This window comes from Streptomyces sp. NPDC059900, assembly GCF_050270335.1.
Taxonomy (GTDB): domain Bacteria; phylum Actinomycetota; class Actinomycetes; order Streptomycetales; family Streptomycetaceae; genus Streptomyces.
In genome coordinates, this window is sequence record NZ_JBNNJZ010000481.1 from 1 (window position 1) to 6,300 (window position 6,300).

6 protein-coding genes and 1 pseudogene are annotated in these 6,300 nt (G+C 71.4%); 3 read left to right on the forward strand and 4 right to left on the reverse strand.

The genetic code is table 11. The features are described from left to right. The first annotated feature begins 125 nt into the window (after positions 1–125). Together ACQKIP_RS36760 and ACQKIP_RS36765 are read left to right on the forward strand one after the other, a co-directional pair. Positions 126–770 (forward strand): winged helix-turn-helix transcriptional regulator, encoded by a 645-nt coding sequence (locus tag ACQKIP_RS36760; RefSeq protein WP_365863377.1) that lies wholly within the window; start codon positions 126–128, stop codon positions 768–770. A 52-nt stretch (positions 771–822) separates the two neighbouring features. Next, entirely contained in the window at positions 823–1,728 is a 906-nt protein-coding gene (locus ACQKIP_RS36765) for a HipA family kinase (protein ID WP_365863236.1), read from the forward strand. Between the two features lie 59 nt (positions 1,729–1,787). Here the strand turns inward: ACQKIP_RS36765 and aceB are convergent, their stop codons facing one another. Then, positions 1,788–3,407 (reverse strand): malate synthase A, encoded by a 1,620-nt coding sequence (gene aceB, locus ACQKIP_RS36770; protein WP_365863238.1) that lies wholly within the window; start codon positions 3,405–3,407, stop codon positions 1,788–1,790. Between the two features lie 225 nt (positions 3,408–3,632). Then, positions 3,633–4,226 carry a nucleotidyltransferase family protein gene (locus tag ACQKIP_RS36775; protein ID WP_365863240.1) on the reverse strand — a complete coding sequence of 198 codons (594 nt, stop codon included), beginning with the start codon at positions 4,224–4,226 and terminating at the stop codon, positions 3,633–3,635. A 263-nt stretch (positions 4,227–4,489) separates the two neighbouring features. Here ACQKIP_RS36775 and ACQKIP_RS36780 point away from each other — a divergent pair, with 263 nt between their 5' ends. Beyond that, the gene (locus tag ACQKIP_RS36780) at positions 4,490–4,807 is read left to right on the forward strand and encodes a DUF5955 family protein (RefSeq protein WP_365863242.1); all 318 of its coding nucleotides are present in this window, start codon (positions 4,490–4,492) and stop codon (positions 4,805–4,807) included. 527 nt (positions 4,808–5,334) lie between these two features. Here the strand turns inward: ACQKIP_RS36780 and ACQKIP_RS36785 are convergent. Further along, entirely contained in the window at positions 5,335–6,063 is a 729-nt protein-coding gene (locus ACQKIP_RS36785; protein WP_365863244.1) for an ABC transporter ATP-binding protein, read from the reverse strand. Further along, positions 6,060–6,300, reverse strand: a pseudogene (locus tag ACQKIP_RS36790) (ABC transporter permease); the annotation flags it as partial. The pseudogene ACQKIP_RS36790 and the gene ACQKIP_RS36785, both read right to left, overlap by 4 nt.

Sequence of the window (6,300 nt, forward strand, 5' to 3'; positions counted from 1 at the left end):
TCGCTGAGCTTGCTGGACTGCCGGAACTCCATGCGCTGTGCCTCCCGTGACGTGAGTTACTTGGTTTTACCAAGCTGGAGCTTGGAAAGTCCAACAACTTGCATAGACTGTGCCGCATGGGTCACATGCCACCTGCCCCCAGGACTCGCCGAAGCTATGCCCAGTACTGCGCAGCCGCCCGTGCCCTCGACGCCGTGGGCGACCGCTGGACCCTGCTGATCGTCCGGGAGCTCCTGGTCGGCCCCCGCCGCTACACCGACCTGCACGCCGATCTGCCGGGCGTGAGCACGGACGTCCTGGCGTCCAGGCTCAAGGACATGGAGCGCGAGGGCCTGACGACACGCCGCCGCCTTCCCCCGCCGTCGGCCGTGTACGTCTATGAACTGACCGATCGGGGCCGCCAGTTGCTGCCCGTCCTGAAGGCCCTCGCCTCCTGGGGCGCGCCCGCCCTGGAGGAGCGCGCTCCGACGGACGCGGTCCGCGCCCACTGGTTCGCGCTGCCGCTGCTGCGGGGGCTCGCGGGGCTCGGGGCGGAAGGGGTGGTCCAGGTCCGCCTGGACGAGGGGGAGTTCCACGTACGGGTGGGGGGCGGCACGGAGTCGTACGGCGACGGGCCCGCCCCCGAAGCCCCCGACGCGCTCCTGGCCCTGGACGCGGAGACCTGTGTCGCGGTGGGCCAAGGCGCGCTCACGGTCGCCGAAGGGGTGAAGGCGGGCCGGATCGAGGTGTCCGGCGAGAGCGTCCTGGCGAAGGCCCTGCGCGCGTCCTGACCCGCCGAAACCGGATCGTGGTCGGCGCCGCCGCCCGCATACAGTTGCCGGTGTGCTGCGAGAAGTGACTGCTGTCCGGTATGTGAACCCGCTGCGGACCGGGGGCTCCGTGCCCGGCGTCGTCGAGACCGACGACCTGGGGACGTACGTCGTGAAGTTCACCGGCTCCGCGCAGGGCCGCAAGGCGCTGGTCGCGGAGATCATCGTCGGCGAGCTGGCCCGCCGTCTCGGCCTGCGTTTCCCGGAGCTCGTCCTGGTCCACTTCGACCCGGCGGTCGCGGCGGAGGAGCCGCACCAGGAGGTGCAGGACCTGCTGCGCGCCAGCGCCGGGCTCAACCTCGGCATGGACCTCCTGCCGGGCGCCGTGGACTTCACGCCCGAGGCCCTTGACGTGGACCCGCTGGAGGCGGGCAAGGTGGTGTGGCTCGACGCCCTCACGGCGAACGTCGACCGCACGGTGCACAGCTCGAACCTTATGGTCTGGCCCACGTTCGGCCTCCAGCCGCCGAAGCTGTGGCTCATCGACCACGGGGCGGCGCTCGTCTTCCACCACCGGTGGGGCGCGACGGCGCCCGACAAGGCGTACGACTTCCGGCACCACGCGCTCGGCGTGTACGGGCCGGACACGCGCGCCGCCGACGCGGAACTGGCGCCCCTGGTCACCGAGGGCATGCTCCGTGAGGTCGCCGCCCTCGTGCCGGACGCGTGGCTCGCCGATGAGCCGGGCTTCGGGTCCCCCGGGCAGGTGCGGGAGGCGTACGTCGACTTCTTGCTGGCCCGCGCGCGGGCCTCGGCGGCCTGGCTGCCGGTGGACTTTCCCGGCCGGGACGAGCTGGCCGCCTCCGACGCCCGGCGCGCTGCCGCCACCGAGCGGGGGCGGCCCGCCTGGCTCAAGCGGGTGCCCGACCTGCACGGGAAGCCGCCGGCCGAACAGGACTGGTCGCGGCACATCGGCTGACGGCGAGGCCCCCGGTGCTGTGCGGTGCCGGGGGCCTCGTCATGCTCTGCGTACGGGAATCAGCGAAGCTGCTCGTACGCCGGGAGGGTCAGGAAGTCCGCGTAGTCCGCGTCCAGGGAGACCTGGAGGAGGAGGTCGTGGGCCTGCTGCCACTTGCCGGCCGCGAAGGCCTCCTCGCCGATCTCGGCGCGGATGGCGTCCAGTTCACCGGCGGCGACCTCACGGGCCAGGTCCGCGGTGGCGGTCTTGCCGTTCTCGAAGACGACGCCCGCGTTGATCCACTGCCAGATCTGCGAGCGCGAGATCTCGGCGGTGGCCGCGTCCTCCATGAGGTTGAAGATGGCGACGGCGCCCAGGCCCCGCAGCCACGCCTCGATGTAGCGGATGCCGACCTGGACGGCGTTGACCAGGCCGTCGTACGTGGGCTTCGCGTCGAGGGAGTCGATGGCGATCAGGTCACCGGGGGCGACCTTGACGTCCTCGCGCAGACGGTCCTTCTGGTTGGGCTTGTCGCCCAGGACCGCGTCGAAGGACTTCATGGCGATCGGGACCAGGTCCGGGTGCGCGACCCAGGAGCCGTCGAAGCCGTCGCCCGCCTCGCGGTCCTTGTCGTTCTTGACCTTCTCGAAGGCGACCTTGTTGACCTCCGCGTCCTTGCGGGACGGGATGAACGCGGCCATGCCGCCGATCGCGTGCGCGCCGCGCTTGTGGCAGGTGCGGACGAGGAGTTCGGTGTACGCCCGCATGAAGGGGGCCGTCATCGTCACGAGGTTGCGGTCCGGCAGGACGAACTTCGAGCCGCCGTCGCGGAAGTTCTTGACGATGGAGAAGAGGTAGTCCCAGCGGCCCGCGTTCAGGCCCGACGCGTGGTCGCGGAGCTCGTAGAGGATCTCCTCCATCTCGTACGCGGCCGTGATCGTCTCGATGAGGACCGTGGCGCGGACGGTGCCCTGCGGGACGCCGACGTAGTCCTGCGCGAAGACGAAGATGTCGTTCCAGAGGCGGGCCTCCAGGTACGACTCCGTCTTCGGGAGGTAGAAGTACGGGCCCTTGCCGAGCTCGATGAGGCGCTTGGCGTTGTGGAAGAAGTACAGGCCGAAGTCGACGAGCGCGCCGGGGATCGGGGTGCCCTCGAACTGCAGGTGCCGCTCGTCCAGGTGCCAGCCGCGCGGGCGCATGACGACGGTGGCGAGCTCGCCGGCGTCCTTGAGGGCGTACGACTTGCCGCTGCGGTCGTCCGTGAAGTCGATGCGGCGCTCGTAGGCGTCGGTGAGGTTGAGCTGGCCCAGGACCACGTTCTCCCAGGTGGGCGCCGAGGCGTCCTCGAAGTCCGCGAGCCAGACCTTGGCGCCCGAGTTCAGGGCGTTGATGGTCATCTTGCGGTCGGTCGGCCCGGTGATCTCGACACGGCGGTCGTTCAGGGCGGCCGGTGCCGGGGCCACCTTCCAGGAGTCGTCCGCGCGGATGGCCGCGGTCTCGGGAAGGAAGTCGAGCGTGGAGGTGCTCGCGATCTCGGCGCGGCGCTCGGAGCGGCGGGTGAGGAGCTCGTCACGGCGCGGCGTGAAGAGCCGGTGCAGCTCTGCCACAAAGGCGAGGGCCGCGTCGGTCAGGACCTCTTCCTGCCGCGGCAGCGGCTCCGCGTCGACGATGGCCAGCGGGGACTGCGCTGGTGCGGACATGAGCTGTCACTTCCTTCAGCGAGCTTCACAGGTGGTGCGCGGCGACCGCCGGGCATTCGCAGTGACACTCAGTGCCACAGGAGCCGAGATACGGCCGTGGGCCCCACTTGAGGGAACGGGTGCTTCTGAACAGTGGATACTAGTTTCCTCATAGTGGAAGTTCAATCGTCTGTTGACGTCGAGATTCTTCTCATCGACAGAACGTGTCGCTGAGTGCCATGCCGGTCACTCAAGGTGGATCAGGTCGGCGGGCGTGTCGATGTCGTGTGCCCGGGCGATGTCGCCGCACTCGACGAGCGTGATGTCGTCGGCGTGTTCCTTCAGATAGGCGCGCGCCCCGCGGTCGCCCACCGCGCTCGCCTCGATGCCCGCCCAGTGGTCCGCGCCGAAGAGCACCGGGTGGCCGCGCTCCCCGTCGTACGCGGCGGCCGCGAGGGTGGCGGGGGAGCGGTGGGCGGCGTACACGCGGGCTATCGCGTCCGGGCCGATGCCCGGCTGGTCGACGAGCGAGACGAGTGCGGCGCTCGCGTCGGTGCCGCGCAGGGAGGCGAGGCCTGCCCGCAGCGACGAACCCATCCCCTCGGTCCACTCCGGGTTGTCGATCAGTACGCAGCCGGGGAGCGAGGCCTTCTCGCGTACGACGTCGGCGTCCGCGCCGAGCACCACGTGCACGCGCGTGCAGCCGCCCTCCCGCAGGACGCGGACCGCGTGCTCGACGAGGGGGCGCCCCTGGTGGTCGAGCAGGGCCTTGGGCCGGCCGCCGAGGCGTCGCCCGCCGCCCGCGGCGAGGAGGAGTCCGGCGATCATCGGGTTCGTCATGCCTCCTGCATACCGCACCAGGTGCGCACGGCCGCGAAAGGCGGCGGGGCCTCGCGCGATCGGGGCGGTGTGTTCCGGCCACAAAGTGGCGCGTCCCGCTTCCCGTGGCGTTTACTGACCCGCGTCCCTCTGGTGTCTGACCAACGCCGTACGGGGACGTTGAGATCCGGACAGGCCGGATGTGCCGGTTGAGCCGGATGCGCCGGATGAGCTGGACGAGCTGGACGAGAACGTGCGCACGTCGTCGTGCGAGGGGGAGAGCTGTGTTGCGGAGTGTGGGGCAGAGGCTAGTGGCCGGCAGTGATGAGGACCCGCGAGTCGCGGAGCTGGACGCCGCGGTGTCGCGGCTGCGCCGTGAGCTCGCCGCGCACCCGGTCGAGTTCCCCGACCGGGGCATAGCCGAGGACGAGCTGGCGGCGCTGGCCGCGATGGCGCTGAGCGGGGCGCCGGAGGTGCGGAGGTTGCGGCGGTCGCTGCTGCTTGTCGCGGGGGCGATCGGTTCCGTCAGCGCGCTGGCCGCGGGGCTTGCGGCGGTTCGGGGAGCGGTAGAGCTTTTCGGGGCGCCTGGCCTCGAGCGTTGACTGGCCCCTGGGCCTTGGGCGGCGTTTAATCACCGGCTCCGCCGAGTTCGTCCTCAAGCGCCGGACGGGCTGAAAGCTTCTGCGCGGCGTTGATCACCGGCTTCGCCGGGTTCGTCCTCAAACGCCGGACGGGCTGGAACTATCCAGCGCCGGACGGGCTGGAACTGCCCAGCGCCGGACGGGCTGGAACTACCCAGTGCCGGACGGGCTGGAACTGCCCAGCGCCGGACGGCCGGAACTGCCCAGCGCCGGGCGGCCAGAATTGCCGAGTGCCGGCCGGGCTGGGAGATCGAGTGCCCGACCGGTCGCCATTAACAAGCCCTTGGCGGTATGGGGTCACCGTGCGCCCGGCGGGCTGGAACTATCCAGCTCCGGGCGGGCCGGAAAACCGAGCGCCCGCCGGGCTGGAACCGTCGGGCGTCGGACGGCCGGAATCATGCGGAGCCCCGACGGGCCGGGAGCATCTCAGTGCCTGAACCGCTGGAACCCGGCAGCGCCAGGCGGCCGGAATCATCCGGCGCCCGGGGTTAGCCGGCGGCGGATCGCTGGAATCCGTCAGCGCCGGGCGGGCCGGGAGTTCTGGGTGGGGTGAGCGGCCTTCCGTCCCGTAGTTCCAGTACCCGGTCCGCGATCGTCAGGTGGGCGTGGTCGTGGGTGACCAGGACCGTTGCCGTGTTGCGCTCCCGGGTGAGGCGGCCGAGGAGGTCGAGTACCGCCGTGCCCCGTTCGTGGTCGAGGGCGCTGGTCGGCTCGTCGACCAGGAGTACCGCGGGGACGTTCATCAGGGCCCTGGCGATGCCGATCCGCTGGCGCTGCCCGCCCGACAGCTGATGCGGGCGGCGATGGGCGAGGTCGGCCAGGCCCACCGCGGCCAGCAGGTCCCGGGCCCGCTCCCTGGCGGCACCCGAGCGTCCACGCCCGTCGATACGCGCCATCAGCTCCACCTGTTCGAGCGCGGTCAGGGACGCGAGGAGATTCGGCTGCTGGAAGACGATCCCCATCCTGCGCCGCCGCAACTCCGCCCGCTCGGCGGCCGAAAGCGCCCCCGTTTCCGTGCCGCCGACGACCACCCGACCCCGGTCGGGGGTCACCAGGGTCGCCGCCACCGCGAGCAGGCTGGACTTCCCGGAGCCGGACGGGCCGACGATCGCCGTCAGCGTCCCGGCGGGGACGTCGAGCCCGACTCCGTCGAGTGCCGTGAGGCGCCCTTCCCCGTCCGCGTACGTCAGTGTGATGTCTTCGAGGGTCAGACTCATCGGGCACTCCCCAGCGCGGTCAGCGGATCGACGGCGGTGATCCGCCGGACGGACAGGCCCGCGCCGAGCGCCCCGAGGGCGACCATCACGGCGGCGGGCCACAGGACGGTCTGCGGTTCGAGGACGAAGGGAACGTCGCCGCCGCTGATCGCGGAGCCGACGAGGGCCGCGATCCCCGTCCCCAGGGCGGTCCCGGCGGCCAGCATCAGGACGGCCTGGCCGAGAGCGTCCCTGAGC